The sequence below is a fragment of the Jannaschia formosa genome (assembly GCF_003340555.1).
Classification (GTDB): Bacteria; Pseudomonadota; Alphaproteobacteria; order Rhodobacterales; family Rhodobacteraceae; genus Jannaschia; species Jannaschia formosa.
Genome location: NZ_QPLJ01000023.1, coordinates 1 through 26,358, shown reverse-complemented (window position 1 = coordinate 26,358; position 26,358 = coordinate 1). Strand labels below are relative to the sequence as shown.

Sequence of the window (26,358 nt, the reverse complement as noted above, 5' to 3'; positions counted from 1 at the left end):
CGGAGGCGCACGGACCTGCCGGGAGATCCCGCCTCCCTGTCGGGCCTGCATCTGGCCGCGGAGGCGGATATCGGACGTCTGCTCCCCCTCAGGAGGCGCGGCGCATGCCCATGACCCGGGCGCGGGCGCGGGGATCGGCGTCGAACAGAGCGGCGAGCTGCTCGGTCATCGCGCCGGCCAGCTGCTCCACGTCGGTGATCGTCACCGCCCGGTCGTAGTAGCGGGTCACGTCGTGACCGATGCCGATGGCGAGCAGCTCCACGGCCTTGCGACGCTCGACCATGGCGATGACGTCGCGCAGGTGCTTCTCGAGATAGTTCGCCGGGTTGACCGACAGGGTGCTGTCGTCGACCGGGGCGCCGTCCGAGATCACCATCAGGATCTTGCGCGCCTCGCCGCGCGCCAGCATCCGGCGATGCGCCCATTCGAGCGCCTCGCCGTCGATGTTCTCCTTCAGGAGCCCCTCCTTCATCATCAGACCGAGATTGGGCCGGACGCGCCGCCAGGGGGCGTCGGCGGACTTGTAGATGATGTGGCGCAGGTCGTTCAGGCGCCCGGGCTGCTGTGGCCGCCCGTCCTTCAGCCAGGCCTCGCGGCTCAGGCCCCCCTTCCAGGCGCGGGTGGTGAAGCCGAGGATCTCGACCTTGACGCCGCACCGTTCCAGCGTCCGGGCCAGCACGTCGGCGCAGATCGCGGCGATGGAGATGGGGCGCCCGCGCATCGAGCCGGAATTGTCCAGAAGCAGGGTCACGACCGTGTCCCGGAACTCCATGTCCCGCTCCATCTTGAAGCTGAGCGGCGTGGTCGGATTGGCCACGACGCGGGCGAGGCGCCCGGCATCGAGGATGCCTTCCTCGAGGTCGAACTCCCAGCTGCGGTTCTGCTGCGCCTGAAGGCGGCGCTGCAGCTTGTTGGCGAGGCGCGAGACGGCGCCCTTCAGCGGCTCCAGTTGCTGGTCGAGATAGGCGCGCAGCCGCTCCAGCTCGGCCGGCTCTGCCAGCTCCTCTGCGCCGACGACCTCGTCATGGGCGGTCACGTAGACGGCGTAGTTCGGGTCCGCGTCCGAGATCGGCTGCGGGACAGGGGGCTCGTGGCTGTCCTCGGCCTCGGGCATCTCGGCCTCTTCGCCGGCCTCCTGATCGGCCATGTCGTCCATCGAGACCTGCGCCTGGGACGGATCGTCCTGCTGGTCCTGAGAAGATTCCGGCGAGGCCTGCTCGTCCTCCTGGTCGTCGTCGTCGGAGCCGGTCGAGTCCGGTTCCTCCTGGTCGTCCTGGTCGGCGCTGTCCTCCTGGTCCTCGTCCTCGAGGTCCGGATCGTCCCCGAGCTGATCGCCATAGCCGAGGTCGTCGATCAGCTGGCGGGCCAGCTTGGCGAAGGCGGTCTGGTCGGACAGGATCTCGTCCAGATTGGCGAGCCGGTCGCCGGTCGCGCCCTCGATGAAGTCGCGCCAGAGCTCCAGCACGTTGTCGGCGCCCCTGGGCAGGTCCCGGCCCGTAGCCATCTGCCGGATCCAGTAGCCGGCAGCGGCGGCCAGCGGCGCCTGCGCCTTGTCGGTGATGTCGCCATAGCCCTTGCGCGCGGCCTCGACGCCGATCTTGGCGTCGATATTGCCCGCCGTCCCCGGCATGTCGCGGGCGCCCACGGCCTCGCAGCGGGCGGTCTCCATCGCCTCGTAAAGCTCTCGCGCCATGTTGCCCTGGGGCAGATAGCGCGCGTTCACGCCTGCGTCGTGGTGGCGATGGCGCAGCGCATAGGCGTCGGCGGTGCCGCGGGCCAGCAGAACCTCGTCGCGGGTCATCCGGCGCGTGACCTGCGGCAGGCGCACGGAATCGTTGGTCATCCCTGGCGGGTCGACCGAATAGCTGACGGCCAGATCCGGGTCGTCGGCAAGGGTCTTGGTCGCCTCGGCGAGGGCCTTCTTGAACGGGTCGGCGGGGTTGTCGCCCGGGCGGGAGGAGCTGTTCTTCATGCCCTGCAACCTAGTCGTTTGCACCGGGCGCGCAATGCCGCGCGCGCGGGCGCGTGCAACCGTGACGGGGGGGACGCGCGTTCTGGGTTCGACCGCACAGTGGACGAACCAGAACGGAGAAACCGATGACCTACCTGACGAAAACGCTCGCCTGCGTCTCGGCGCTCGCCCTGGCCGTGCCCGCGGTGGCGCAGCAATCCTCGACGGCGGAGGAGTCCGATTCGCCCGCCATGACCGGGGAGAACATGGCCGAAACCACCTGGGAGGACGTCACGACGCCCTCGATCCGCTTCATCCAGCGGGACAATCAGGGCAACATCATCTTCGACAGTGCCGGCCCGGAGCTCGGGACGGGCGTGTCCGATCCGGAGCTCGCGGAGAAGATCCGTAGGGCCGATGGCGAGACCTCCTTCGCCACCGACGAGGCCGATGAGGACTGGACCCACCCGGGCGGCACCCGTGAACCCGGTGCGAACACCGTCGTGGAGCTGCGCAACGAGCCCTCCGAGCGCCGGGCCCGACTGGCGGCCACGCCGTCGCCGCTTCAGGCCGACGGGACGTCCGGCGGCAGCCAGACCTCAGAGGCCGGATCCAGCGCCACGCGGAGCGGTTCCGACACGTCCTCCGACTCCGGCGACAGCGGCATGATGGCGCAGGTCGACGACGCGACGGCCCCGCAGACGGATGGCGATTACGGCACGAACGAGATGTTCGTCACCCCGTCGGGCATGGCCATCGACATGGAGACCTTCGCCCGCGAGATGTTCGAGCAAGGATATCGTAGCGGCTATGTCAGCGGCATGACCGACATGCGCGCCCGTGCCGTGCGCCAGATGCGCGACGAGCGCAGCCGCATGCGCGACGCCTACGAGCAGCGCGCGCGCATGGAGCGCCAGGGCGCGCAGCGCCAGGAGATGGAGCAGCAGGCCCAGCAACAGCGTCAGGAGATGAACCGCGCGCTCGGCGACGCCGCGCCGGACCGTCCGCAGGTGCAGCAGCTGGGCGATGGATCGACCGTGATCCTGCTGCCGCCCGGCATGACGCCCCAGCAGTTCCAGCGCCTGATGGGCGGGAACTGATCGATCCGGGGCCGCTTTTAGAGCGGCCCCTTTCGCGGCGAGGGTCCGGCCGGACCCTCGGGGCTTGTGAAATGGGGCCACGCGGGGCTTGATCCGACGAGGATTCTTGCCAGCCGCCGAGGCCCATGCTTCGTCTCACCGCTTATGCCGCCGTTCTGGGCGCCGTCGTCGTCGTTACCGTCCTCGCGGTCCGCGACCTGATGCCGCCCACCACGCTGCGCTTCGCGGCGGGGATCGAGGGCGGCGGCTACTGGCGCTTCGCCGAACGCTACCGCACGATCCTGGCGCGCGACGGCATCGCGCTGGAACTGGTGCCGACCGCGGGATCGGTCGAGAACGCCGCGCTTCTGGACGCGCGCGAGGTGCAGGCGGGGTTTCTGCAGGGCGGCGTCGGCCCAGTCGAGGACGCGGTCGCCCTGGGCGCCATCTTCATCGAGCCGCTTCTGATCTTCTCGCGCCTGCAACCCGAAACCGACCGTCGCATCCCCCGCAACGTCGCGCTCTGGCGCGGGCTCGACATCGCCGCGGGGGCCGAGGGCTCCGGGACCCGGGCGGCGGCGCGGGCGCTTCTCGCGGCCGGAGAGGTCCCGACAGCGGCCAACACGCTGCTGCCGCTGGGCGGCGAGACGGCGGCCCGGGCGCTGCTCGATGGCACGGCCGATGTCGCGATCTTCGTCGCGCCGCTCTCGGCACCCTATCTCGTAAGGCTTCTCTCCGACGACGGGATCGGGCTGGTGGACGTCTCGCATGCGACGGCCCTGTCGCGGCGGATGCCGCAGGCGATGCTGGTCGACGTGCCCTCGGGGACGTTCCAGCTCTCGCCGCCGCTTCCGCCGCAGGACCGGGAGCTTCTGGCCCTCGTCGCGCGGATCGTGGCTGTGCCCGACCTGCACCCGGCGCTGGTCGACCGGCTGGTCGAGGCCGCCATCGAGATCCACCGCCCGGGCGACGTGCTGTCAGCCGAAGGCATGTTTCCCAGCCTCGAGAACACCTCGCTGCCCGCCCATTCCTATGCCCGCGACCGGTTGTCCGACGGCCCCTCGCCCCTGGCCGACCTGGTGCCCTACTGGATGGTCGCGCAGATCGAGCGGCTTGCGATCCTGCTGCTGCCGATCGTGTTCCTGTTGCTGCCGTTGCTGCGCGCCTTGCCGGGGCTCTATGCCTGGGGGATCCGGTCGCGCGTGTTCCGGCACTACGCCCGCATCCGCGAGATCGACGCGGAGGTCGCCGAATGCAGCGATCCCGCGCGGCTGGCCGCGCTGGATGCAGAACTTGTCGGGCTCGACCGCCAGATCGCCGGTCTGAAGCTGCCGCTGGCCTATCGCGACGCGGCCTATGACGCGCGCCTGCACGTGGAGTTGTTGCGCCGCAGGATCGAGGGGGCCGGCGCCGCCTGATCCCGCGGGCGATCAGTCCTGGAATTCCGGCGTCTCGAAGGTGACCCGCGCCTCGGGGTCGATATCGAACGGGGCGGAGGCGGCCTCGGCCATGTTCTGGAACCGGGCGAAGCCGGCGGCCGCGGCGCCGCTGTCGTCCACGAAGGCGAGGCGCGGACGGTAGGTCTTGCCGCCGATCCGGATTTCGCCCTCGTCGAGCAGGTAGGACAGCTCCAGCGTGACGGCCTGCGCGTTGGCGCGGGCGATCCGCTCGGGCATGTTCTCGGCAAAGAGCGGCAGCAGCGCATGGGCGATCAGCGAGGCCGCGGCGGAGGCGAGGTCTTCCTGGGCGGGAACGTAGTCGGGGGGCAACTCGGCCCCGATGGTCATCTTCATCGGCAAACACTCCGGTCGACCGCGCCCAACGGGGCGCGGCAAAGGTACATCGACCGGAATACCCTGCAAGAATGGCAGGGTGAGGGCGCCCGCGCGACCGGAACGAGGCGCGCAGGCGCGAAAAGCCCGTGTTCGAAGATCCGTCATCCCCGGACCTAGTCCGAGGAGAGCCCGCCCCAAGCCGCTTGAGGCGCTTCGTGCTACCCGAGCGACAGGCTCGCCGCGCTCTCGGGCAGTTCCTCGTCGAAGCAGCGTTGGTAGAACTCGGCCACGGTCTGCCGCTCCAGCTCGTCGCACTTGTTGAGGAAGGACAGCCGGAAGGCATAGCCCACGTCGCGGAAGATCTCGGCGTTCTGCGCCCAGGCAATGACGGTCCGGGGCGACATGACGGTCGAGAGGTCGCCGTTCATGAAGGCCGTGCGCGTCAGGTCCGCGACCGTGACCATGCGGCTGACCGTGCGGCGGCCCTTCTCGGTGTTGTAATGCGGCTGCTTCGACAGGACGATCGCGGTCTCGGCGTCGTGGCTGAGATAGTTCAGCGTCGCAACCAGCGACCAGCGGTCCATCTGCGCCTGGTTGATCTGCTGCGTGCCGTGATAGAGGCCCGTCGTGTCACCCAGGCCCACGGTGTTCGCCGTCGCGAAGAGCCGGAAGGACGGGTGCGGCGTGATGATCGTGTTCTGATCCATCAGCGTCAGCTTGCCGTCATGCTCCAGCACGCGCTGGATCACGAACATGACGTCGGCGCGGCCCGCGTCGTATTCGTCGAAGACGATGGCGACGGGATTGCGCAGCGCCCAGGGCAGGATGCCCTCGTGGAACTCGGTGACCTGAACCCCGTCCTTCAGCTTGATCGCATCCTTGCCGATAAGGTCGATGCGGCTGATGTGGCTGTCGAGGTTGACGCGCACGCAGGGCCAGTTGAGCCGCGCGGCGACCTGTTCGATATGGGTCGACTTGCCGGTGCCGTGATAGCCCTGGATCATCACCCGCCGGTTCCAGCCGAAGCCGGCGAGGATCGCCAGCGTGGTGTCCGGGTCGAATTTGTAGGTCGGGTCGATGGCGGGCACGCGGTCGGTCGCCTCCGAGAAGGCGCGCACCTTCATGTCGCTGTCGATGCCGAACACCTCGCGGACGGAGATATCCGTGTCGGGCTTCGCCTTGATCTCGGTGCTGCCGTCCGCCATGTCGCGCCTCCTTGGTCCACGCTCGCCCGCTTGCAACATATGCCGACCGGTCGCAAGGGGAAGCCCCGCCCCCCGCACCGCTTGCCGCCAGGATCGCCTCACGCAGCCGTGATCGCGCGGGGGAAACTCTGCTCCGTGCGCTGCCGTGGCTGCCGAGGACCGCCCGGGGACAAGGCCGGGCGGCGCCAGAAAAAGGGAGACACCCATGAAGACGATCCTGACCGCGACCGCGCTCGCCGCTGCCTTTGCCATGCCGGCCACCGCGCAGATGATGGTGGGCGGCGCGCCGATGCTGCCCGAACGGAACATCATCGAGAACGCGGTGAACTCCGCCGACCACACGACGCTGGTCGCTGCCGTGCAGGCTGCCGAGCTGGTCGAGACGCTGTCGGGCCCGGGCCCGTTCACCGTCTTCGCGCCGACCAACCGCGCCTTCGGCCAGATCAGCGACGAAAGCCTGAACGCCCTTCTGCAGCCCGAGAACAAGGCCCAGCTTCAGCAGATCCTGGCCTGCCACGTGGTCGCCGCCGACGCGATGGCCATGGCGATCAAGGGCATGATCGACGACGACGGCGGCGCGCATCCGGTGGAGACCGTCGGCGGCTGCACGCTGCAGGCGACCTATCGCGGCGACGAGATCATGCTGACCGACGAGAACGGCCGCACCGCGTCCGTCACCATCGCCGATGTCGACCAGTCGAACGGCGTCATCCATGTCATCGACCGCGTGTTGCTGCCCAAGCAGTAATCGCTTCCGCCCTCGTCACCGGGAGCGACCGGTTCGCCCCGCCTCCGGCCCGGAGGCGGGGCGTTCTCGTCTTCGCGCCTGCGTGCTAGCCTGCGGGCGATGAAGCGCATCGTGATCCTCTGCGACGGCACGTGGAACTTCGCCGAGGCGGAGCATCCGACGAATGTCGTCCGCGTGTCCCATGCGCTCGCGCCGCTGGGCGCCGACGGCGTGGCGCAGGTCCCGATCTATGTGGAGGGCGTGGGCACCGGGCGCCGCGGCGTCACCGCGCTGACCCGGGGCGTGGACCGGCTGCTCGGCGGAGCCATGGGGATCGGGCTGATCGACAACGTGGTCGAGGCCTATCGCCATCTCTGCTTTCTCTACCAGCCGGGCGACGAGGTCCATGTCTTCGGCTTTTCGCGCGGGGCCTTCACCGCCCGGTCCCTTGCCGGGTTCATCCGCTTCACCGGCCTGCTCGACCGCACCTCGCTGGCGCGGCTGCCCGAGGCGGTGACGCGCTATTCCGAGCGCCTGGTCCTGCCGGCCGGCCGTCGTCAGCGGCGCAACGCCGAATGGCGTGCGATCCATTCGCCCTGGGTCATGGTCGATCCGGACGATGCCGACATCTACGCCGAGTTCGGCAACGACGAGGCGATCCCCTTCGACATCGCCTATCTGGGCGTCTGGGACACGGTCGGCGCGCTGGGCGTGCCCGGCCATTTTACCGCAGCGCCGCTGCTCAACCGGCGCTTCACCTTCCACGATACCGACCTGTCGGCGATGGTCCGCTCCGCCCGCCATGCCGTCTCGGTTGACGAGCGGCGCACGTCCTTCCGCCCGACGCTCTGGACCAATCTCGACGCGCTGAACGCGGGGCGCGAGGGCACGCCCTACCGTCAGGCCTGGTTCGCGGGCGATCACGGGTCGGTCGGCGGCGGCGGCGAGATCACCGCGCTCTCGGCCATCGCGCTGCTCTGGGTGCTGGAGGGCGCGGCCGAGGCGGGGCTGGAGTTCGACGAGATCGTGCTCCGGGCGCTTGCGCGCGAGGCGGACCCGATGGGGCCGTTGCACAATGCCGATCCGCCCCGGGGCGGCACCATCGCCGCGCTGATGCGCCGCCTCGGAGGGCCTCGCGATCCGGTCGCGCTGTTCGACCACGTCCATGACGCCGTGCGCGAACGCTGGGTCTTCGAGGCCAAGGATGCCGGTTTCCGCCCCTACCGGCCGGAGCCCCTGCGCGGCCTCGAAAGGGACTTCGCGGAATGGCAGGACGCCCGGCTGCGCCCGCCGGAGGACGGGCAGGGGCCGCGCGTCGCGTGACGCCGCCTACTTGAAGTTGCGGCTGTCCTTGAGCTGGTCCCAGGCCCAGACGACCTCGCTCAGCTGTTCTTCCTGGCTGCGGTCGCCACCGTTCATGTCCGGGTGCAGCACCTTGATGAGCGCCTTGTAGGCCTTGCGGATCTGGGCCTTGTCCCAGTCGTCCTTGGCCTCGAGGATCTCGATCGCCTTGCGCTCGGTCGGCGGCAGCTTGCGCCCGATCACGCCGCGCCCGGGGTTGCGGGTGGCGTTGCCGCCCAGCACGGAATGGGGGTCCTCGATGCCGAGGCGAGCCCAGGCACGCTCCTCGATGGTCTTGCGGAAGGGCTTGGTCTTCTGGTCCTTCGCCTCCTGCGCGGCAATCTCGGCTTCGGTGGCGCCGTCGAAGAAGGACCACTTGGCGTTGTATTCGCGCACGTGCTCCTTGCAGAACCAGTAGTAGTCGTCCTTCGTGTCGCGGCTTTTCGGCGCGCGATACTGGCCCGCCTCGGTGCAGCCCTCGTGCTCGCATTCGCGGGTCGAGGTCTCAACCGCGCCGGACATGCCGCGTTTTCCGCGTGGATTCCGCTTCTTCGCCGTCGAGACGCGCATGTCGAAGTTGAATGGATCGTTCTTGGTCAAGGCGCGCCCCCTTTCGGTCCGAGGCGATGGAGTTTAGTCATTGCGGCGTCAAGGGGAAGGGCCAAGCGGGGAAATTCGATGAACATGGAAGAGACCATCCGTCACAGGCTGCATTCCGCCTTCGCGCCCGCCGAGGTCGAGGTGCGCAACGACAGCGCGCGCCATGCCGGGCACGCGGGCGACGACGGCTCGGGCGAGAGCCATTGGCACGTCGCGATCCGCAGCGCCGCCTTCGCGGGGCAGAGCCGCGTCGCCCGGCACCGCGCGGTGCATGCGGCGCTGGGCGACGTGATGGACCGGATCCACGCGCTGTCGCTGGACCTGTCGGAGGGCTAAGTCCTTATTCCGCGGCGAGTTTCGGTTCGGCCCGGGCGGCGAGAATCTCGATCACCTCGGCCTCGCCGATCTCCTCGTCATCGAAGCCGGCCCATTCGGCGGGCGGGGCGGCGAGCCGGAGCGGCGCCTCCGGTTGCTCGATTCGCACGACTTGGGGGGCGGGCACGGGCGGGGCCAGCGCGCGGCGGAAGACCAGCAGGGCGTGGTACCTGACCTCCTTGCCGGTCAGGCCGACGCGTTCCTCGGAGGGCAGGGTGTCGGCGCGGACATATTCCCAGCCCTCTTCGCCCATGCGGTTGAAAAGGCGTGACATTGCCAGCGCGAACCGTGCCTCGCCGGAACGGACGCCGCGCGCCTTCTCGCCCTTTCGGGGAGCGGGGACGACCCGGTATTCGAAGGTCTGGTGCGGTCTGTCATCCGTCATCGTTCCGCCCTGATATCGCCACATTTCGCCCGAGTCCCGGCCCGTATGCAGGGACAGGACGTTTCGACTGACGCTACGATAGGGCGGAGCGGGCGGGCAGGCTAGGCGCGGAGCGCGGCGGTCAGGGTGACGGCGGGGGCGATTTCGCAGAGGAGGCGACGAAAGACCAGCAATGTCATGGTCTTGGGCGCGGTTCCGGTCAGGTCCCGCGAGGTGTCGTTCGGAAGGTGGTCGGCGCGGACATAGTCCCAACCATCCAGCGCCATCTCGTTGAGAAGCTGCGTCCAGGTCGCGGCCATGCGTTCGGCATCGGTTTTAAGTCCTTCGGCCCGCTCGGCTTTTGCCGGGGCGGGGACGACGGTGAATTCGTAGATCGGCTCGAGGGCGTGGGGATCGTGTCTCATGGGTGGACGGTTGCCGGGCCAATGCGGCGCCATGGGGGCGCGATCGGGACCGTGCGGCGACAATGCGCCCGAGGGGCGCGGAAACCATGGGTGATCTGCGGGTGATCCACGGGTGATCCGCGTCGGACGTCGGGCGGTTGCCTTAGCGCGAGCCATGCGCCGACAGCTACGCGCCCCTCGACGGCGGCGCAGCAGCTTGCGGGGAGGAGGAGTGCGTCGGTGACGCGGGTGGGCTGCGGCTGTCCAACGCGCTGCCTCCCTGTCGGGTCGGGAGGCGCCAGAAACCGGGGAGCGAGCGTGTGCAGGGGCCAGGCCCCCGGCCGGTCAGTCCTTGCGGGCGGCTTTTTCGCGGGCGGCGGCTTCGAGCCTGCGGTCGAGGCGGATGCTGGCCCAGCGGACATAGCCCGCCATCGAGACGCCGATGGCGAGCGCGATCAGGGGAACGGCGATGTCATAGGTCGTCATGGGCGGACTCCTTTCGAAGCTTGCCTATAACGTAGTGTGCAAGACCGTGCATTGCCAGTCCGATGATGCCCCAGCCGAGCGATCCGAAGGAGAGGAGGGCAACGTCGTCGGTCGCCGGGCGCAGGACGGCGAAGCCGATCAGGCCCAGTCCGAGCGCGTTCAGAAAGCCCGCGGCGAGCTTGACGCGCTCGTTCCAGACGGCGAGCTCGTCGCGGAGACTCACAGGCCCAGCTTGGCCGCCACCACCTCGTTGACGGCCTTCGGGTTGGCCTTGCCGCCGGTCGCCTTCATCACCTGACCCACGAACCAGCCGGCGAGCTTCGGGTTCGCCTTGGCCTTCTCGACCTGGGCGGGGTTGGCGGCCATGATCTCGTCGACCGCCGCCTCGATGGCGCCGGTGTCGGTGACCTGCTTCATCCCGCGTTCCTCGACGATCTGCGCGGGGTCGCCGCCTTCGGTATAGACGATCTCGAAGAGCTCCTTGGCGATCTTGCCCGAGATCGCGTCGGAGCGGATGAGCCGGATGATCCCGCCCAGCTGCGCGGGGCTGATCGGCGAGGTCGTCACGTCCTTCTCGTCGGTCTTGAGCCGCCCGAAGAGGTCGTTGATGACCCAGTTCGCGGCGAGCTTGCCGTCCCCCGCCTCGGCCGCCACGGCCTCGAAATAGGCGGCGTCGGCGGTGTCGGCGGTCAGCACGCTGGCGTCATAGTCCGAGAGGCCGAAATCGGCGATGAAGCGCGCCTTCTTCGCGTCCGGCAGTTCCGGCAGCCTGGCGGCGATGTCGTCGACCCAGTCCTGCTCGATCTCGAGCGGAAGCAGGTCGGGATCGGGGAAGTAGCGGTAGTCGTGGGCTTCTTCCTTCGACCGCATGGAGCGGGTCTCGCCCCGGTCGGGGTCGTAGAGGCGGGTTTCCTGCACGACCTTTTGGCCGCGCTCCAGCAGGGCGATCTGGCGGCGGGCCTCGTAGTCGATGGCCTGCTGGATGAAGCGCATGGAGTTCATGTTCTTGATCTCGCAGCGCGTGCCGAGATGGGAGAAGTCCTGCGTCTGCTGGTATTTCTCGTACTGGCCGGGCTTGCAGACCGAGACGTTCACGTCGGCGCGCAGGTTGCCGTTCTGCATGTTGCCGTCGCAGGTGCCGAGATAGCGCATGATCTGGCGCAGCTTGACGATATAGGCCGCCGCCTCCTCGGGGCCGCGGATGTCGGGGCGGCTGACGATCTCCATCAGGGCGACGCCGGTGCGGTTCAGGTCGACGAAAGACATGGCGGGGTCCATGTCGTGGATCGACTTGCCGGCGTCCTGTTCGAGATGGATGCGCTCGATCCGGACGGTGCGCGCGGTGCCGTCGCCCATCTCGACCAGCACCTCTCCCTCGCCGACGATCGGGTGGTAGAGCTGGCTGATCTGGTAGCCCTGCGGCAGGTCCGGGTAGAAATAGTTCTTGCGGTCGAAGGCGGAGGTCAGGTGGATCTGCGCCTTCAGCCCGAGGCCGGTGCGCACGGCCTGCGCCACGCAGAACTCGTTGATGACGGGCAGCATGCCGGGCATGCCGGCGTCGACGAAGGCGACGTTGGAATTGGGCTCGGCGCCGAACTGGGTCGAAGCGCCCGAGAAGAGCTTGGCGTTGGAGGCGACCTGGGCATGGACCTCCATGCCGATCACCAGCTCCCAGTCGCCCGACTCGCCGGCGATCACCTTGGGGCGGGGGGCGTCGTAGGTCAGGTCGAGCATCGGGGCCTCCGTCGGAATGCGCGTCTCCGATTAGACGCTGCGGACGGGGGCTTCAACGGGGAAGCGGGCCGGCGGATGGGCGACAAAAGGCCGATCCGGGGCCGTCCGGGTCCCGGGTTTTGCGAAAATCGGGTTCGACTGTTACCCAACATCGGGAATCGGCCGTCGTCTGCAACATCACGGCCGGTTTCTTTGGGCGTGTGGGACGCCATGCCGCTGGGGAGCGGCGTGACGCACCTCCCGCCAGGACGAGTCGACACCTTGGGGGTGCCTGAATGACGAAGAAACCCGTGGGCCCGCTTTTCGCGGCCGCTCTGGCTGCGCTCTGCGGCCTGACTGCCGCGACCAGCGCCCTGTCGGAACCGCGACCGGTGCCCCGCACCGGTGAATTCCAGATGGCCGCCGTCACCCAGGCGGTCGTTCAACGACCCGTGCGGTCGGCGCCGGAGATATCGGCCGCGCCGGCCGTCTCGCTCCGCCCGCAGGCGCGCCGGATCGAGGAGATGCCCGACCTGCGCTGGGACCATGTCCGCGGCTCCTCGCGCTGGACGCGCGCCGCGATGCAGGCGCTCGACGCCCATGGCCAGCGCCTGCTCGAGACCGTGCCGCGCGACATCGAGCAGTGGTGCCCGGCCTATGCCGAGGCCGACGAGTGGGGCCGCAAGGCCTTCTGGGCCGGGCTGCTGTCGACCCTGTCGAAGCACGAGAGCACCTATCGCCCCAACGCGGTGGGCGGCGGCGGGCTGTGGTACGGGCTGGTCCAGATCCTGCCCGCCACGGCGCGGGGCTATGGTTGCCGCGCGCGCACCGGCGACGCGCTGAAGGACGGCGCGCTGAACATGTCCTGCGCGGTGCGCATCCTCAACGTGACCGTGCCGCGCGACGGCGTGGTGGCGCGGGGCTACAAGGGCGTGGCCGCCGACTGGGGCCCGTTCCATTCCACCGCCAAGCGCGAGGACATGCGCCGCTGGCTGGTCCGGCAGCCGTTCTGCAACGGGCTGCACCGCTCGGTCCGCCCCGTCGCGCGCCCCGACTGGCTGGGCGATCCGCCGGGAGAGGCGATGCAGGTCCCGATGTTCGTCGCCTGGGAGCTCGACAAGGAGCTGATGGGCAAGGCCGACCGGTGGCGCAGCTTCCAGGTTGCCTCTATCGACGGCTGAACCCAGCCGCAGGAGGGGCCGACCCCGTGAGCCATCCGCCGATTCGCGCCGTCCTGTTCGACAAGGACGGCACCTTCACCGATTTTCGCGCCACCTGGGAGGACTGGATGGCGCGGACGATCCGGGAGCTTGCCGCCGAGACCGGCGGCGTGCCCGAGGCGCTGGCCGATGTCGTCGGCATCGACCTCGCCTCCGGCCGGATCCGGCCCGACGGGCGCTTCGTCACCGCGACCAACGCGCAGACCGCGGCGGTGATGGCGAAGGTGCTCGACTGGCCCATGGCCCGTGTCGAGGCCTGGTGGAGCGCGCGGGTGCATCAGGTCCGGCAGGTCGTGGTCACGCCTCTGGACCCGCTTCTGGCGGGGCTTCGGACGCGGGGGCTGCGGCTCGGCGTGCTGACCAACGCGGACGCGGCAGAGGCCAGGCGGCATCTGCATGCGCTGGGCGCGCTGCCGCATCTCGACCGGGTCATCGCCTGCGACAGCGGCTACGGCCCAAAGCCCGCGCCCGAGGGCGCGCTGGCCTTTGCCGAGGAGCTGGGCCTCGCCCCGCGCGAGGTCGTGCTGGTCGGCGACGGCATGACCGACATGCGCGCCGCCGAGGGCGCGGGGATGCGCGCGGTCGCGGTCACGACGGGCACGCTGGACCGCGCGGCGCTGGCGCCCTTCGCCGAGACGGTATTGGACGACATCCGCGCGCTGCCCGGATGGCTGGACCGGCAGGCGGCGCCCGTCGCCTGAGACCAGCCGGCGCGGCCCCGAAAGCGACATCGACGGTCGCAAGGCGCCATTTCCGCCCGCCCGCCTGCCCGCATCGTGGGCGCGCAGGAGGTGCCCCGATGGACAGGCTGATTTCCGACATCCCCCGCCGCCGCCGTTCCGGCGGCCGCAAGGGCCATGCCGAGCGCGCGGGCACCGCCGTGCACGAGCAGATGCCCTTCCGCCAGCCCTTCAACCCGGACCGCCCGACCGAGCCGCTGGACGAGGAGGGCGTCCGGGCGATCCACCGGGGCACGATGCGCATCCTCTCGGAGATCGGGATCGAGTTCCTCAATCCCGAGGCGGTCGCCCATCTGAAGGCCGCGGGATGCCGGGTGGAGGGCACCAATATCCGCATGGACGAGGATTTCGTGACCGAGATGCTGGCCCGCGCGCCGGCCGAGTTCACGATGACCCCGCGCAACCCCGACCGCACGCTGCGGGTGGGCGGCGGCTGGATGGCCTTCGGCAACGTGTCGAGCCCGCCGAACTACTGGGACGTCCATACGCGCAAGCAGTCGGGCTCGATGCAGCGCTATCGCGATTTCATCAAGCTGACGCAGCATTTCAACTGCATCCACTTCGCCGGCGGCTATCCGGTGGAGCCGGTGGAGATCCACCCCTCGGTCCGCCATCTCGACTGCCTGTTCGACAAGCTGACGATGACCGACAAGGTCGTCCACGCCTATTCGCTGGGGCGCGAGCGGGTCGAGGACGTGATGGAGATGGTGCGCATCGCGGGCGGCCTTTCGCATGACGCCTTCGAGGCAACGCCGCGGATGTACACCAACATCAACTCCGTCAGTCCGCTGAAGCACGACTTCCCGATGCTGGAAGGCGCGATGATCCACGCGCGCCGGCGCCAGCCGGTGATCGTGACGCCCTTCACGCTGGCGGGCGCGATGGCGCCGGTGACAATGGCGGGGGCGGTGACGCTGAGCCTGGCCGAGGGCTTGGCGGCGATCGCGCTGCTGCAATGGATCGCGCCGGGCTGTCCCGTCGTGATCGGGACCTTCACCTCGAACGTGGACATGAAGTCGGGCGCCCCCGCCTTCGGCACGCCCGAATACATGCGCGCGACGCAGATGACGGGGCAGATGGCCCGCCATTACGGGCTGCCGCTGCGATCCTCGGGCGTCTGCGCGGCGAACGTGCCCGACGGGCAGGCGATGTGGGAGACGGGACATTCCCTCTGGGCTGCCGTGCAGTCCGGGTCGAACATCGTCTATCATGCGGCGGGCTGGCTGGAGGGCGGGCTGATCGCCAGCCCCGAGAAGTTCGTGATGGATTGCGAGGTGCTGCAGCAGATCCAGCGCTATTTCGACCCCGCGCTCTGGGCCACGACCGAGGACGACATCGCCGTCGAGGCCGTGCGCGCGGTTGGCCCCGACGGACATTATTTCGGCACGCAGCACACCCAGGACCGCTATCAGGCCGCGTTCTACCAGCCCTTCCTGTCGGACTGGCGCAACTGGGAGGCCTGGGACGCCGCCGGCGCCACCTGGACGGCAGAGCGGGCCCACGCCCTGTCGCGCCGCATCGTCGGGGCCTTCGAGCCGCCCGCGATGGACGCGGCCATCCGCGAGGAGCTGGCCGCCTTCGTGGCCAGGCGGAAGGAGGAGGGCGGCGCGCCGACCGACTTTTGAGGCGCGCGATTAACCGGATCTCAAGACCTGTGGGGCACATCCGTCGCGACCAGAGCCTTCACGCGCGGCCCCGATGCACGGCATGATCTGCAAATCCCTCGAGGCGTTCCTGACCTCGACCTACGGGCCGGAAATCTGGGCCCGCGTGCGCCGGACCGCCGGTCTGCAGGAAGCGCATTTCGAGACGATGCGCATCTACGACGACATCGTCTTCGCCCGCACGCTGGAGGCGGCGTCGCAGGTCCTCGACCGCTCCTGCGCCGGGGTGATGGAGGATGTCGGAACCTGGATCTGCACCCATCCCCCGCTGGAGCCGGTGCGCCGCCTCTTCCGCTTCTGCGGCACGACCTTCCGCACCTTCCTGTTCTCGCTCAACGAGATCGACGCCCGCGCCCGGATGGCGCTGCCCGACCTGGTCGTGCCCAGCTACAGCCTGCGGGAACTGGGCGCGAATCGCTACGAGGTGCGGTCGCACTGGTCGATCCCGGGGGCGGGCGGCGTGCTGAGCGGCATCCTCCACGTGCTGGCCAGCGACTACGGCGCGCTGATCGTGATCGAGACCGGCCCGGCGGAGCGGGCGGGCGACGGCTGGCGCGAGACGATCTCGGTCCAGCTCTTCGAGGAGCATTTCCACGAGCCTGCCGCCTTCGCGCTGGGCGGCGCCTGATGCGCCTGTGGGTCGATGCCGCGCTGCTCGACGCGCTGGTCCCGCTGCACCTGATGGTCGACGGGACCGGGCGGGTGACGAATGTCGGCCGCACCTTCGAGCGGCTGGCCCCCGGCGCGCTGGGCCGCAGCGTGTTCGAGGCGATCGAGGTCGTCCACCCGTTCGACATCGCCAGCCCCGAGGCGCTGATCGACCAGACCGGGCGGCGGCTGGAGCTGCGGCTGCGCCGGGAACGCAACATCCCCCCGGGCGGACAGCCGATGCGGATGCGGGGCGTCGTCCATTCGCTGCAGGAGGGCGGCGCACTCCTCGTGCTGTTCTTCGGGGCGGAGGTGGCCGATGGCGTCGCGCGGCACGGGCTGACGGCGCGGGACTTCGCGCAGTTCGACCTGACGGTCGAGGTGCTGTTCCTTCTCGAGGCGCGCAAGGTCGTCCTGGCCGAGCACAAGCGCAACAGCGACTGGCTGCGCGCCGCCCGCTCCGAGGCGGAGCGGCAGGCGGCGACGGACAAGCTGACCGGGCTGCACAACCGCCGCGCGATGGACCGCCGCCTGTCGGAGCTGCACGATCCCGACGGGCTGCCCTTCGGGCTGATGCATCTGGACCTCGACTACTTCAAGGAGATCAACGACCGGCTCGGCCATGCGGCGGGGGACTACGTCCTGGCTGAGGTCGCGCGCCTGCTGGCGCGGCAGGTGCGCGAGGCCGACATGGTCGCGCGGGTCGGCGGCGACGAGTTCATGATCCTGCTGGAGGATTGCACCGATCTCGCGCTGCTGCAGCAGGTCGCGGCCCGGATCATCGAGGAGCTGGAGCGTCCGATCCTCTATGACGGGCACGAATGCCGGATCTCGGGCTCGATCGGGATCACGCTGTCGAGGTTCTACGACCCCCCGGACCCGCAGCGGCTGATTGGCGATCTGGACGTGGCGCTCTATGCGTCGAAGCACCAGGGCCGCGCGCGCTACAGCGTCGCGCGGCCCGGGAATGCTGCGCAGGCCGCGCATTGAGGGCGGGGGGAGCCGGGGATCGGCCGATCGGGTCGTCCTGCGCGCGGGGGGCTGGGTTCTGGGGACGTCTCCGGGCGCGGGGGAGCGCCTGCGGTGGTGATTGAACCGGACCCCTGCGCCCCGTCATCGCCGGGTTTCACCCGGGCAGCCGTCTGCGGGCCGTTGGGAGTGGGTTATCCGGCGGGTCGCCGGGTCGCGCCCGGCGATGACGGGGCGACCGACCGGCGGTGCCGGTGCGCGGCGTGCAGCGGAGCCGGATCCGGTGCTGCGCCGAACCTTCGCCGTAGCGCCGATCCTGCGGAGACGCAATGGACCCTACAGCGCCGCGATGCGGTCCAGCGTGGCCTGGGCGACCTCGACGCCGTCGCGCTCGGCCGCGGCGCGGCGGGCGGCGCGGCCGTCGCCGGGCAGGCGGGCGCCGGGCTGCGCGCGGACGGCTTCGGCCAGCGCGCGGAGTCGGGTCCAGGCGGCGTCGCCGCCGCTGGCCCCCGGGTCGATGGCGAGGAAGAACTGGCCCGTCCGGGGCGGGCCGCCGGCCGGGCCCGAGAAGGGTGAGGCGTCGCGCCCCAGCACCGCCCCGGTCATCGCCGCGGCCATCGTCTCGACGATCAGCGCCAGTCCGACGCCCTTGTAGCCACCCGCGGGTGCCATCGAGCCCTTGAGCCCGAGCTCCGCATCCGTGGTCGGCCGGCCCTCGGGGTCGAGCGCCCAGCCCTCGGGGATCGGCTTGCCCTCGCGGGCGTGCTTCATCACCTCGGACTTGGCGATGGCGCTGGCGGACTGGTCGATCAGGATCGCCGCGCCGCCCGCCCCGTCCGGCACGGCGAGCGAGATCGGATTGGTGCCGACGACCGGCGTGCTGCCGCCCGAGGGGGCGATCGAGGCGGGGGCGTTGGTGAAGCCCAACGCAGTCAGGCCCGCCTCGGCGATTCGGGCCGTATGCAGCCCGAGCACACCGCAATTGTAGCTCTCGCGGATGGCGAGGGCGGCGACGCCCGTCTCGCACGCCGCCTCGATCAGCGGCGGAAGGCCCGCCTCGATGGCCGGATGGGCGAAGCCGGTGGCGGCGTCGACGCGGATCATGGACGGGGCGGGCCGGGTGACGACGGGGGTGGCGGCGCCGTCGACCTTGCCGCAGCGGACATGCTCGCAATAGGTGGGGATGTAGGCGAGGCCGTGGCTTGCGATGCCCTCGGCCTCGGTCCGCGCGGTGGCGCGGGCGAGGGGGCGGGCATTGGCCTCGGTCGTGCCGGCGGCGGTGAGCGCGTCGAAGGCGAGCGCCTCGATCTCGGGCAGGGTCAGGACGGGCATCGGGGCTCCTTCATGGTCCGGCGCCGAGGCGGCGCGAGGTCTCGGTGGCAGGGGCGCAGGTGCGCGCGGCGAGGGCATCGAGCGCCGCGAGGGCGCTGGGCGCGACTTGCGCGCGATGGATCGGCGGCACGGGCACGAGGGTGATGTCACAGAGCGTCAGGGTCAGGTCGGTCGTCGCCAGCCAATCCCCGTGGAGCGCGAGCGCATGGCCGTCCGTCGTCGCTCCTCCGGCGCCGGTCAGGCGGACGGCGCGGCCGGTGGCGCGCGCGGCGGCGGCGGCGAAGGGCAGGGCGAGGAGCGGGGTCCGGACCTGCCGGAGCCGCAGCCCCGCGAAGCCGGGCAGGCAGGCGAGGTCCGAGACCGCCGCGCCGGCGCGGATCGGGCAGAGCGGACCATCTGCGTCGAGCGTCCCCTCCCGCAGGCGGGGCGCGCAGGCCGGCGCCGCCAGCATCGCAGCCAGCGCGTCGAGCGCGGGCAGGCCCCGGGCCGAGAGCCAGCGCACGGCGCGCCCGGCCTCCTCCGCCATGCCCCAGTCGTGCCCCGCGCCCCGCGCCGCCTTGCGCGCGAGCGCGGCGGCCTCGTTGAGCGACAGCCCGGTCACGGAGCCGACGGGTAGACCCAGAGGTCGGCGCACGCCTCGGTCAGCGCCTCGGGATAGGGCGCGCCCGCGAACATGCAGATCCGCAGCCAGCGGTCCGAGCGGGGGTCGAACCGTGTCGCGCCGAAGAACGACAGATTGGCGCGCAGCATGTCGACGGGGACCATCCCGGCGGCCAGCGTGTTGTCGCGGATCTCGCCATAGGGCGCGCGGGCGGCGAGCTGCACCCGCCGGATCGCGGCGCGGTGCTGCGGCGCGTCGAGCAGGAGATGGGCGGCGGGGCGGTCGTCGGGGAGGACCGAGAGGGCCCGCCACAGGCGCGCGGCGTCGCGCAGGGGGGCGAGCGGCTGCTCCCATTGCTCCAGCGGCTCGTCGGCGCGCTCGGCGAGGCGGGGCTCCTGCTTTTCCTCGGAGACGTACCAGAGCCGCGCGGTCGCCTCGGGCGCGTCCCAGTCGGCGTCGAGCGCGTCCCCGTGGGTCTCGCGAAGGAGGCGGCGCAGGGTCGCGACGGGCATGGCGCCTTCGAGCGGCTCCTGCCCGTCGTCGGGGCAGGACATGGTCGCGGCAAGATCGTCGACGAGGTCGGGATAGGGTTCGAGGATCAGGGAATGCACCAACTCGCAGGCCTCGGGCGAGAGACCTTCGGCGCGGCGGCAGAGCATGTCCCACGGGGCCGGGCCGCCCAGCGGGTCGGGCTGGCGTGAAAGCCAGGTCAGGTCGCGGCGGAGCCGGGCCACGCGCGGCGCCTGCCGCGGATGCGCCGTGGTCCAGCGCGAGAGGTCGGCGCGGGCGCGGGCCAGGAGGTCGCCGAACAGCGCACGCGCCTCGGGCGCGGCGGCGGGCAGGGCGCGGATGCGGGCGATGGCCGTCTCGCGAGCGGCGATCCAGTTGTTCAGCAGGCCCGGGTGGTTGACGAGGAACGGCGCCATGCCGAGCCCGGTGGAGTTGCCGATGCCGAGGGTTTCGGCCAGCGCAGGGTCGAGGCGCGGGGCGTCCGGGTTGCGGATGCGCGCGGCATGTTCGGCCAGGTCGCGGACGAAGGCGCGGATCAGGTAGACGGTCAGCATCTCGGCCTGAAAGGGCGCCGCCAGCTCGGGCCGGTAGGCATAGCTCTCGCGGTCGGCCGCGCCGAACTTGCCGGAGCCGTAGACCGCCGTCGTCCGCATCAGATAGCCGACCCGCGCCAGCGCCTCGGCCTCGGGCTGGCGCCCGGAGGCCAGCGCGCTCACGACCATGTCCCAGGCGCGTTCGGAGCGGTTGGCGCGGCTCAGCGTCAGGCAGCGCGCGTCGAGGCGCCCCGCCTCCTGCAGCGGCACGTTGCGGGCCAGCCGGGCGATGTCGGCCTCGCCGGGCACGCCGTCGAACAGGGCGAAGGTCGCGTCCCAGGCTTCTGCGATCACGCGGTCGGTGCGGGCCTCGGGGGCGAGGTCGTGGGCGAAGGCGACGAGCGAATAGGTCCGCGCCGGGCCGGTGGCGGTCAGGACCGCGTGGCCGGTTCCGTCCGCGCCGATCCGCCAGACGGGCCGGGCGAAGCGCCAGCCTTCTGCGGCCATCCGGCGGGTAAGCTGGCGCATGAAGCTCAGCCGCGTCTGGTGCAGCGCGCCCAGACGCTCCAGCCGCATGACCTGCGCCGGGGGGCGGAGCGCGAGGGTCATGCGGGCGCGAAGGCTTCGGCGAAGAAGCGATACCAGTTGCCGCCCATGATCGCGTCGGTCTCTGCCGCCGAAAAGCCCACGGCGCGCAGCCCCGCGGCGAGCCCCGGGACGTCGCGATTGTCGGTGAACCAGCCGGGCTGCGGCGGGAAGCCGGGCGCGTCGGCAGAGCCCTCGCCGTAGTCCACCGCCTTCGTCCAGCGGCCCGAGCGCATCCATTCGACCACGCTGTCGGGCTGGTCCTGGCAGAGGTCGGAGCCGATGCCGAGACGGTCGACGCCATAGGTCTCGGCGGTCCGCGCCACCATGTCGCAGAAGTCCCGCAGCGTGCAGGCCGTGCCGCCCTTCAGGTGATGCGGGTAGAGCGAGAAGCCCAGCATCCCGCCCGCCTGCGTCACCGCGCGGATGACGGCATCGGACTTGTTGCGCCGCGCCGGATGCCAGGTGGCGGGATTGGCGTGGGTGATCGCGATGGGGCGGGTCGAGCGTTCCGCCGCCTCGATGGTGGAGCGGTCGGCCGAATGGCTCATGTCGATCAGCAGGCCGAGGCGGTTCATCTCGGCCACCACCTCGCGGCCCATGCGGGTCAGGCCCGTATCCTCGGCCTCGTAGCAGCCGGAGGCCAGCAGCGACTGGTTGTTGTAGGTGAGCTGCATCACCCGCAGGCCGAGGTCGTGCCAGACCTGCAGCAGGCCGATATCGTCCTCGATGGGTGACGGGTTCTGGAAGCCGAAGAGGATCGCCGTGCGCCCCGTCTCGCGCGCGCGGTCGATGTCGGTGACGTCGCGGCCATGCAGGATCAGGTCGGCGTGGCGCTCGAACAGGCGGTGCCATGCCTCGACGTTCAGCACCGCCTCACGGAAGCTTTCGTGATAGGCGATGGTGACGTGGACGGCGTCCAGGCCGCCGGCGCGCATCTGCTCGAAGACCTTCCGGGACCAGTTGGCGTATTGCAGGGCGTCGATGCGGGGGGCGTCGATCATGCCGCAGCTTGTCGGCGGAGGGCGGGCCCTGTCAATCTTGGGGTTGCGTCCGGGGCCGGGCGCGTCACGATCGGGCTTCCATGGCACCCCTGCGATTCCTTCACACCGCCGACCTGCATCTCGGCAAGAGCTTCGGCGGCTATGCCGAGGCCGACCGCCTGCGCGTCGCCCGGCGCGAGGTGCTGGGCCGGCTGGTCGCCGCGGCGCGCGCGTTCGGGGCGACCGAGATTCTGGTGGCGGGCGACCTGTTCGAGACGCCCAATCCTGCCGCGGCGACCTGGCGGCAGGCGCTGGCGGTCATGGCCGAGGCGGAGGAGTTGACCTGGTGGCTGCTGCCCGGCAACCACGACAACCTGCGCGAGGGGCGGGCGACCTGGGACGGGATCGCCGAGCGCGGCCATGCCAATGTCCGCGTGCTGGACGCGCCGGGGCCGGTGGCCCTGCGCGACGACGCCGTGCTGATGCCCGCGCCGGTCGCGACACGGCACGGGGTGGACGACCCGACCGCCTGGATGGACGGCTGCCCGACGGCGGAGGGCGCGCTGCGCATCGGGCTGGCGCATGGGCCCGTGCGCGCCTTCGGCGAGGGCGAGGCGGGCGACGTGCTGGCGCCCGACCGGGACCGGCGGGCGGGGCTCGACTATCTAGCGCTGGGAGACTGGCACGGCATGATCGAGCTGTCGGAGCGCGTCCGCTATTCCGGCGCGCCGGAGCGAACCGATTTCCGTCATGACGGCCCGGGCGTCTGCCTCGCGGTGGAGATCGCCGGGCCGGGGGCCTTGCCCGTCGTGACGCCGGTCGTGACCGGCGCCTTCGACTGGCGGCGGGTGGGGCTGGACCTTGTGCCGCAGGACGACGCCTGCGCGCGGCTGGACGCGGTGCTGCCCGGCGGCGCGCGGCGCGACGCGATGGTGCAGGTCGAGGCGCGGGGACGGGTGCCCCTGCGCGAGGCCTCGGCGCTGGCAGCCCATGCGGCGGCGCTCGCGCCCGACTTCGCGCATTTCGAGCTGCGGGACGGGGGGCTCGGCACCGAGGTCGAGGCGGTCGACCTGGACGCCATCGCCCCCTCGGGCGCGCTGCGCCGGGCGGGGGACGGGCTGGCGACGGCGGCCGGGGACGCCGCCCTGTCGGAGCGTGACCGCGCGGTCGCGGCCGCCGCCCTGCGCCGCCTGCACGCGCTGGCCGTGGAATGAAGCTGCGCCGCATCCGGCTGGAGAACGTCCGGCGCTTCGTGGACCCGGTCGAGATCGGCCCGCTGGGCGACGGCGTCAGCCTTCTCTGCGAGCCGAACGAGGCGGGGAAGTCGACGCTGTTCGATGCGCTCCACGCGCTGTTCTTCCAGCAATACAAGAGCTTCGGGAAGGAACTTCAGGCTCTTCTGCCGCAGGCGGGCGGGCGGTCGCTGGCCGTGGAATGCGTGCTGGAGATCGACGGCCTGCCCTTCCGGCTGCGCAAGCAGTGGCAGCGCGGCGGGGGCAAGGCGCAGCTCTGGCGCGACGGGGCGCTGCTGCATCAGGACGAGGCGGTCGAGGACTGGCTGCGCGCGCGGATGTCGGGGGCGCTGGGCGGGCCGGGGGGCCTGCTCTGGGTCCGTCAGGGGCGCGTCCGGGTGGATGTCGACAAGCGCGACAAGGGCCTCGCAGCCGAGGAGACGGCGGCGCGGCGCGACCTGCTGACCGCCGTGTCAGGCGCGCTGGACGACGTCACCGGCGGCGAGCGGATGGACCGCGCGCTGCGGGTCGTGGGCGAGGACCTGGGCCGGCTGGAGACGGCGACGGGCAAGGCGAAGGCCGGCGGCGCCTGGGCCGCGGCCGAGGCGGAGCTGGCCGGCTGGGAGGCGCGGGAGGCCGATCTGCGCGGCGAGGTCGAGACTTTCCGGGCCGAGCTCGACGAGATGCAGCGGGTGCGGAAGGCGCTTGCGCGGCTGGAGGACCCTGAGGCGGAGGCCGCGCGCCGCGTCGACCTGGCGCAGGCGACCGAGGCCTGGGAGGCGGCGCGGCGCCACGCCGACCGCGTCGACATGGCTGCGGGTGCCGAACGCATGGCCCGCCATGCCCGCGACGCCGCGCGGGAGGCGCTGGTCCGGGCCGAGGCGGCGCGAGAAGCGACGAAGGTGGCCGAGGTGGCGGAGGGTCTCGCGCTGGAGGCGGACGACTCGGCGCGGGACGGGGCGGAACGGGCCGGCAGGGCGCTGGCCGAGGCCGAGGCCGCGGCGAAGGCCGACCGAGAGGCCGCGCGGCAGGCCGAGGAACTGCTGCGCGCCGTGCGCCGCCATGCCGAGGCGGAGGCGGCGGCCGAGCGGCGTGCGCGGCTTTCGGAGCAGATCGCCAGGGCGCAGGCGGCAGAGGCGGCGCGGATCGCGGCGGCGGGCCGCGCGGGCCGTGGCCCCGACGACAGGACCGTCGCGCGCATCGAGGAGCTTCTGCGCGCCCGCGACCGGCAGCAAAGTATGCGCGACGCGGCCGCACCCTCGGTCACATTCGAGGGGGAGGGCGCCGTGACGCTCGGCGGCGCGGCCTTGGTGCCGGGCCGGGCGGTGCCGTTGCCTGCGGGCGGCGAGATCGGCCTGCCCGGCCTCGGGCGGCTGCGCGTCTCGGTCCCCGGCGCCTCGGGCGCGGCGCTCGACGCGGCGGAGCGCGCGCTCCGCGAGGCGCTCGACGCCGGCGGCTGGGCGGAGATGGCGGCGCTGCGCGCAGCGGCGCAGGACCGGGCGGCGGCGCTGGCCGAGGCCGAGGCGCAGCGGCGCACCCGCGAGGCGCTGGCACCCGAGGGCATCCCCGCCCTGCAGGAAGCGCTTGCGGCGCTGCCCGAGGTGGTCCCCGAGACGGATGACCTGCCGGATGCCGGCGAGGCGGAGGCGCAGGCGGGCGCCGCGCGCGCGCAGGCGGATCGCTCCGCCGAGGCCGCGGCGGAGGCCGCGAAGGCCGCGGAAGCCGCACGCATCGCCGCCGCCGAGGCGGCCGCCGATCTGCGCGCCGCCCGGGAGCGCAGGGCGACCGCGCTGCGCTCCCTGGAGGCTCTGCCGCAGGAGGCCCCCGACCTTTCCGCGCTGGCCTCGGCGCTGGCCGAGGCGGAGGCCGCGCATGCCGCGCTCCGCGCCGAGGCGCCGGACCTCGATGCGCTCGCGGCCAGGCGCGATCGGCTGACCGCGGTGGACGCGCAGACGCGCCGCGAGATCGGCACGCTGCGCGAGGCCCGCGCCCGGCTGCGCGAGCGCATCGAACGGGGCAGCGACGAGGGGCTGGAGGAACGGCTGGCCGAGGCCGAAACGCGGCTGGGCGAGGCGCGCGCGGCGCTCGACCGGGTGCTGTTCGAGCGCGACACGCTGCGGCGGCTGCGCGATGCACTGGAGGCGGCGCGGGCGGAGGCGCGGGAAGCCTATTTCGGCCCCGTCGCGCGAGAGCTGGCGCCGCTGCTCGCCGATCTCTGGGAGGAGGCGGAGCTGGACTGGTCGGAGGACACGCTGCTGCCGACGGCGCTGCGGCGGCGCGGCACGACCGAGCCGCTCGACATCCTCTCGGGCGGCACGCAGGAGCAGATCGCCTTCCTCGTGCGGCTGGCCTTCGCGCGTCTGCTGGCCCGCGCGGGCCGCCCCGCGCCGCTGATCCTGGACGATGCGCTGGTCTATTCCGACGACGACCGGATCGAGAAGATGTTCAACGCGCTGCACCGCGCGGCGGGCGACCTGCAGATCGTCGTGCTGAGCTGCCGCCAGCGCGCCTTCAGCGAGCTGGGCGCGCCGCAGCTGCGGTTCGAGCCGGTCTAGCAGGCTGCTGAAGAAACCAATCGTGAGGGAAGTTTCCCGGTCTTTCAGATGTCGTGGCGGTGCGTTCGAACTCTTTGCCTCTCGGCGAAGGCGCCCGATCCGCCTCTTCGGCACCACCCGGCGAGCATCCGGGGCAACCGAGCGAGGTTGTTGGCGGCCATTGTCAGGATGAAGCGGCACCGGACCCGTTCGAGCCCGCGGTAGACGGTTTGCGCTATGCCTCCGACGGCCTTGGCCCAGCCGAACGGCTCCTCGATCCGTTTGCGATGCTTCTGCGACAGCGCATAGCCCGCATGCCGGGTGGTGCGCCCGTCGATGGCCGAGTGCCGGGCCTTCTGCGCCACGTGTGGGGTGACGCAGGCTTGGCGGAGGTCGCGCACGAAGTCGGCGCTGTCGTAGCCCTTGTCGGCACCTAGGGTCAGCCGCCGCGTCGAGCCTGGGCAGTGATCGTGGATCATACCGAGCGCGGCGCGCTGCTCGGCATGGCCGTCGGCCTGCGTCAGGTCGCCCTGGACAACCAGGCCCGAGCGGTTCTCCATCAGCGGTGGGCTACGCCCGTTCGATGCTGCGAAAGCGGTGCTTTTGCGTCCGCATCTCACCCATGAAGCACAGCACCGCGCCCGTGCCGGCCGACTTGCGGTAGACCCGCGCGTCCGGGTCCGTGGTCGAGACATGCGTCGCCGTTCGAGCGCTTCTTCCGCCGGAAGCCGGCTTCGGCGTTGCGGCTGGAGCGGCGGGGCTGGGGCATCGGATCGGTCTCGGGCTT

General features: G+C 71.4%; 25 protein-coding genes and 1 pseudogene. 12 read left to right on the top strand and 14 right to left on the bottom strand.

Annotated elements, in window-relative coordinates; genetic code table 11:
- Nucleotides 1–88 precede the first annotated feature (88 nt).
- On the bottom strand, nucleotides 89–1,972 hold the full coding sequence (gene cobT / locus DR046_RS18075) for a cobaltochelatase subunit CobT (protein WP_115383781.1): 1,884 nt from the start codon (nucleotides 1,970–1,972) through the stop codon (nucleotides 89–91).
- Nucleotides 1,973–2,097: 125 nt separating this feature from the next.
- On the opposite strand from cobT, the gene DR046_RS18070 reads away from it, so the two are divergent.
- Both DR046_RS18070 and DR046_RS18065 read left to right on the top strand, forming a co-directional pair.
- Entirely contained in the window at nucleotides 2,098–3,051 is a 954-nt protein-coding gene (locus tag DR046_RS18070; protein ID WP_115383780.1) for a hypothetical protein, read from the top strand.
- A 125-nt stretch (nucleotides 3,052–3,176) separates the two neighbouring features.
- Entirely contained in the window at nucleotides 3,177–4,448 is a 1,272-nt protein-coding gene (locus tag DR046_RS18065) for a TAXI family TRAP transporter solute-binding subunit (RefSeq protein WP_115383779.1), read from the top strand.
- 12 nt (nucleotides 4,449–4,460) lie between these two features.
- Here DR046_RS18065 and DR046_RS18060 read toward each other — a convergent pair whose 3' ends face one another.
- Both DR046_RS18060 and cobS read right to left on the bottom strand, forming a co-directional pair.
- On the bottom strand, nucleotides 4,461–4,823 hold the full coding sequence (locus DR046_RS18060) for a hypothetical protein (RefSeq protein ID WP_115383778.1): 363 nt from the start codon (nucleotides 4,821–4,823) through the stop codon (nucleotides 4,461–4,463).
- A 200-nt stretch (nucleotides 4,824–5,023) separates the two neighbouring features.
- The gene (gene cobS, locus DR046_RS18055; protein WP_115383777.1) at nucleotides 5,024–6,010 is read right to left on the bottom strand and encodes a cobaltochelatase subunit CobS; all 987 of its coding nucleotides are present in this window, start codon (nucleotides 6,008–6,010) and stop codon (nucleotides 5,024–5,026) included.
- 205 nt (nucleotides 6,011–6,215) lie between these two features.
- Here cobS and DR046_RS18050 point away from each other — a divergent pair, with 205 nt between their 5' ends.
- Together DR046_RS18050 and DR046_RS18045 are read left to right on the top strand one after the other, a co-directional pair.
- Complete coding sequence (locus DR046_RS18050) at nucleotides 6,216–6,758, top strand: fasciclin domain-containing protein (protein WP_115383776.1); 543 nt, start codon at nucleotides 6,216–6,218, stop codon at nucleotides 6,756–6,758.
- Between the two features lie 99 nt (nucleotides 6,759–6,857).
- Nucleotides 6,858–8,060 (top strand): T6SS phospholipase effector Tle1-like catalytic domain-containing protein, encoded by a 1,203-nt coding sequence (locus DR046_RS18045; RefSeq protein WP_115383775.1) that lies wholly within the window; start codon nucleotides 6,858–6,860, stop codon nucleotides 8,058–8,060.
- A 6-nt stretch (nucleotides 8,061–8,066) separates the two neighbouring features.
- On the opposite strand, the gene DR046_RS18040 is transcribed toward DR046_RS18045, so the two are convergent.
- Nucleotides 8,067–8,678, bottom strand: coding sequence for a J domain-containing protein (locus DR046_RS18040; RefSeq protein WP_115383774.1), 612 nt, complete (start codon nucleotides 8,676–8,678; stop codon nucleotides 8,067–8,069).
- 78 nt (nucleotides 8,679–8,756) lie between these two features.
- On the opposite strand from DR046_RS18040, the gene DR046_RS18035 reads away from it, so the two are divergent.
- Complete coding sequence (locus tag DR046_RS18035; RefSeq protein WP_115383773.1) at nucleotides 8,757–9,014, top strand: BolA family protein; 258 nt, start codon at nucleotides 8,757–8,759, stop codon at nucleotides 9,012–9,014.
- Nucleotides 9,015–9,018: 4 nt separating this feature from the next.
- Here DR046_RS18035 and DR046_RS18030 read toward each other — a convergent pair whose 3' ends face one another.
- From DR046_RS18030 to gatB, 5 genes are all read right to left on the bottom strand, one after another.
- The gene (locus tag DR046_RS18030) at nucleotides 9,019–9,438 is read right to left on the bottom strand and encodes a DUF4177 domain-containing protein (protein WP_115383772.1); all 420 of its coding nucleotides are present in this window, start codon (nucleotides 9,436–9,438) and stop codon (nucleotides 9,019–9,021) included.
- A 101-nt stretch (nucleotides 9,439–9,539) separates the two neighbouring features.
- The gene (locus DR046_RS18025; RefSeq protein WP_115383771.1) at nucleotides 9,540–9,842 is read right to left on the bottom strand and encodes a DUF4177 domain-containing protein; all 303 of its coding nucleotides are present in this window, start codon (nucleotides 9,840–9,842) and stop codon (nucleotides 9,540–9,542) included.
- A gap of 324 nt (nucleotides 9,843–10,166) precedes the next feature.
- Nucleotides 10,167–10,307 (bottom strand): hypothetical protein, encoded by a 141-nt coding sequence (locus DR046_RS23780; RefSeq protein WP_167767171.1) that lies wholly within the window; start codon nucleotides 10,305–10,307, stop codon nucleotides 10,167–10,169.
- Entirely contained in the window at nucleotides 10,294–10,530 is a 237-nt protein-coding gene (locus DR046_RS18020) for a hypothetical protein (RefSeq protein ID WP_115383770.1), read from the bottom strand. Before DR046_RS18020 ends, DR046_RS23780 begins: the two co-directional genes overlap by 14 nt.
- Nucleotides 10,527–12,041: an Asp-tRNA(Asn)/Glu-tRNA(Gln) amidotransferase subunit GatB gene (gene gatB / locus DR046_RS18015; RefSeq protein WP_115383769.1), complete on the bottom strand. Its 1,515-nt coding sequence runs from the start codon at nucleotides 12,039–12,041 to the stop codon at nucleotides 10,527–10,529. Before gatB ends, DR046_RS18020 begins: the two co-directional genes overlap by 4 nt.
- A 275-nt stretch (nucleotides 12,042–12,316) precedes the next feature.
- On the opposite strand from gatB, the gene DR046_RS18010 reads away from it, so the two are divergent.
- From DR046_RS18010 to DR046_RS17990, 5 genes are all read left to right on the top strand, one after another.
- A complete protein-coding gene (locus tag DR046_RS18010) occupies nucleotides 12,317–13,201 on the top strand; it encodes a transglycosylase SLT domain-containing protein (RefSeq protein WP_245190997.1) in 885 nt (294 codons plus the stop codon).
- Nucleotides 13,202–13,227: 26 nt separating this feature from the next.
- Nucleotides 13,228–13,941 carry an HAD family hydrolase gene (locus DR046_RS23775; RefSeq protein WP_167767170.1) on the top strand — a complete coding sequence of 238 codons (714 nt, stop codon included), beginning with the start codon at nucleotides 13,228–13,230 and terminating at the stop codon, nucleotides 13,939–13,941.
- Nucleotides 13,942–14,039: 98 nt separating this feature from the next.
- Complete coding sequence (locus DR046_RS18000; protein WP_115383767.1) at nucleotides 14,040–15,605, top strand: trimethylamine methyltransferase family protein; 1,566 nt, start codon at nucleotides 14,040–14,042, stop codon at nucleotides 15,603–15,605.
- Between the two features lie 82 nt (nucleotides 15,606–15,687).
- Nucleotides 15,688–16,272 carry a heme NO-binding domain-containing protein gene (locus tag DR046_RS17995; protein WP_167767169.1) on the top strand — a complete coding sequence of 195 codons (585 nt, stop codon included), beginning with the start codon at nucleotides 15,688–15,690 and terminating at the stop codon, nucleotides 16,270–16,272.
- Nucleotides 16,272–17,282: a GGDEF domain-containing protein gene (locus DR046_RS17990; protein ID WP_115383765.1), complete on the top strand. Its 1,011-nt coding sequence runs from the start codon at nucleotides 16,272–16,274 to the stop codon at nucleotides 17,280–17,282. Before DR046_RS17995 ends, DR046_RS17990 begins: the two co-directional genes overlap by 1 nt.
- A 315-nt stretch (nucleotides 17,283–17,597) precedes the next feature.
- Here the strand turns inward: DR046_RS17990 and DR046_RS17985 are convergent, their stop codons facing one another.
- From DR046_RS17985 to DR046_RS17970, 4 genes are read right to left on the bottom strand one after another with little or no spacing between them, the layout of a single operon-like run.
- A complete protein-coding gene (locus DR046_RS17985; protein WP_115383764.1) occupies nucleotides 17,598–18,593 on the bottom strand; it encodes an Ldh family oxidoreductase in 996 nt (331 codons plus the stop codon).
- 10 nt (nucleotides 18,594–18,603) lie between these two features.
- Nucleotides 18,604–19,227 (bottom strand): DUF3726 domain-containing protein, encoded by a 624-nt coding sequence (locus DR046_RS17980; RefSeq protein WP_167767168.1) that lies wholly within the window; start codon nucleotides 19,225–19,227, stop codon nucleotides 18,604–18,606.
- A complete protein-coding gene (locus DR046_RS17975) occupies nucleotides 19,191–20,846 on the bottom strand; it encodes a hypothetical protein (protein WP_115383762.1) in 1,656 nt (551 codons plus the stop codon). Before DR046_RS17975 ends, DR046_RS17980 begins: the two co-directional genes overlap by 37 nt.
- Nucleotides 20,843–21,826 carry a membrane dipeptidase gene (locus tag DR046_RS17970; RefSeq protein ID WP_209313614.1) on the bottom strand — a complete coding sequence of 328 codons (984 nt, stop codon included), beginning with the start codon at nucleotides 21,824–21,826 and terminating at the stop codon, nucleotides 20,843–20,845. Before DR046_RS17970 ends, DR046_RS17975 begins: the two co-directional genes overlap by 4 nt.
- A gap of 80 nt (nucleotides 21,827–21,906) precedes the next feature.
- On the opposite strand from DR046_RS17970, the gene DR046_RS17965 reads away from it, so the two are divergent.
- Entirely contained in the window at nucleotides 21,907–23,019 is a 1,113-nt protein-coding gene (locus DR046_RS17965) for a metallophosphoesterase family protein (RefSeq protein ID WP_115383761.1), read from the top strand.
- Nucleotides 23,016–25,592, top strand: a complete 2,577-nt coding sequence (locus DR046_RS17960; protein ID WP_115383760.1) for an AAA family ATPase — start codon at nucleotides 23,016–23,018, stop codon at nucleotides 25,590–25,592. Before DR046_RS17965 ends, DR046_RS17960 begins: the two co-directional genes overlap by 4 nt.
- Before the next feature lie 119 nt (nucleotides 25,593–25,711).
- On the opposite strand, the pseudogene DR046_RS17955 reads toward DR046_RS17960, so the two are convergent.
- Nucleotides 25,712–26,358: pseudogene (locus DR046_RS17955) on the bottom strand (transposase); the annotation flags it as partial.

Coding starts and splice junctions, on each gene's coding strand:
- DR046_RS23780 (WP_167767171.1), bottom strand. CDS start 10,307: ATGACGACCTATGACATCGCCGTTCCCCTGATCGCGCTCGCCATCGGC.
- cobT (WP_115383781.1), bottom strand. CDS start 1,972: ATGAAGAACAGCTCCTCCCGCCCGGGCGACAACCCCGCCGACCCGTTC.
- DR046_RS18050 (WP_115383776.1), top strand. CDS start 6,216: ATGAAGACGATCCTGACCGCGACCGCGCTCGCCGCTGCCTTTGCCATG.
- DR046_RS18060 (WP_115383778.1), bottom strand. CDS start 4,823: ATGAAGATGACCATCGGGGCCGAGTTGCCCCCCGACTACGTTCCCGCC.
- DR046_RS18045 (WP_115383775.1), top strand. CDS start 6,858: ATGAAGCGCATCGTGATCCTCTGCGACGGCACGTGGAACTTCGCCGAG.
- DR046_RS17985 (WP_115383764.1), bottom strand. CDS start 18,593: ATGCCCGTCCTGACCCTGCCCGAGATCGAGGCGCTCGCCTTCGACGCG.
- gatB (WP_115383769.1), bottom strand. CDS start 12,041: ATGCTCGACCTGACCTACGACGCCCCCCGCCCCAAGGTGATCGCCGGC.
- DR046_RS18025 (WP_115383771.1), bottom strand. CDS start 9,842: ATGAGACACGATCCCCACGCCCTCGAGCCGATCTACGAATTCACCGTC.
- DR046_RS18010 (WP_245190997.1), top strand. CDS start 12,317: ATGACGAAGAAACCCGTGGGCCCGCTTTTCGCGGCCGCTCTGGCTGCG.
- DR046_RS17970 (WP_209313614.1), bottom strand. CDS start 21,826: ATGATCGACGCCCCCCGCATCGACGCCCTGCAATACGCCAACTGGTCC.
- DR046_RS18035 (WP_115383773.1), top strand. CDS start 8,757: ATGAACATGGAAGAGACCATCCGTCACAGGCTGCATTCCGCCTTCGCG.
- DR046_RS18065 (WP_115383779.1), top strand. CDS start 3,177: ATGCTTCGTCTCACCGCTTATGCCGCCGTTCTGGGCGCCGTCGTCGTC.
- cobS (WP_115383777.1), bottom strand. CDS start 6,010: ATGGCGGACGGCAGCACCGAGATCAAGGCGAAGCCCGACACGGATATC.
- DR046_RS17960 (WP_115383760.1), top strand. CDS start 23,016: ATGAAGCTGCGCCGCATCCGGCTGGAGAACGTCCGGCGCTTCGTGGAC.
- DR046_RS17975 (WP_115383762.1), bottom strand. CDS start 20,846: ATGACCCTCGCGCTCCGCCCCCCGGCGCAGGTCATGCGGCTGGAGCGT.
- DR046_RS17990 (WP_115383765.1), top strand. CDS start 16,272: ATGCGCCTGTGGGTCGATGCCGCGCTGCTCGACGCGCTGGTCCCGCTG.
- DR046_RS18030 (WP_115383772.1), bottom strand. CDS start 9,438: ATGACGGATGACAGACCGCACCAGACCTTCGAATACCGGGTCGTCCCC.
- DR046_RS17995 (WP_167767169.1), top strand. CDS start 15,688: ATGATCTGCAAATCCCTCGAGGCGTTCCTGACCTCGACCTACGGGCCG.
- DR046_RS18000 (WP_115383767.1), top strand. CDS start 14,040: ATGGACAGGCTGATTTCCGACATCCCCCGCCGCCGCCGTTCCGGCGGC.
- DR046_RS17965 (WP_115383761.1), top strand. CDS start 21,907: ATGGCACCCCTGCGATTCCTTCACACCGCCGACCTGCATCTCGGCAAG.
- DR046_RS18070 (WP_115383780.1), top strand. CDS start 2,098: ATGACCTACCTGACGAAAACGCTCGCCTGCGTCTCGGCGCTCGCCCTG.